The following is a 441-nucleotide window of genomic DNA, read 5'->3' on the forward strand; positions in this document are numbered from 1 at the left end:
TTACAACTACAGTTGATAATGGAAACGGAACATTTACAATTACCTATACTGACGGTACGACTTTTACCACTTCTAATTTAACAGGACCAAAAGGAGCAACTGGAGCAACAGGACCTCAAGGAATTGCAGGAACTGCTGGCGCAAAAGGAGATACAGGAGCACAAGGTCCTCAAGGAGCAATAGGAAATAACGGAAAAGGAATTACAACTACAGTTGATAATGGAAACGGAACTTTTACAATTACTTATACTGATGGTACAACTTTTACAACGTCTAACTTAACAGGACCAAAAGGAGCAACTGGAGCAACAGGACCTCAAGGAATTGCAGGAACTGCAGGAGCAAAGGAGATACAGGAGCACAAGGTCCTCAAGGAACTGCAGGAGTAAAGGAGATACAGGAGCAACAGGACCACAAGGAACTGCAGGAATAAAAGGTGAT

The 441-nt window shown here is 42.6% G+C and carries 1 pseudogene; it reads left to right on the top strand.

What is annotated here, in order from left to right:
- Window positions 1-389: pseudogene (locus tag BOW55_RS20975) on the top strand (hypothetical protein); the annotation flags it as partial.
- Between the last annotated feature and the right edge of the window lie 52 nt (window positions 390-441).

Origin of the sequence: Flavobacterium sp. YO12 (assembly GCF_004119495.1) — a bacterium.
Lineage (GTDB): Bacteria > Bacteroidota > Bacteroidia > Flavobacteriales > Flavobacteriaceae > Flavobacterium.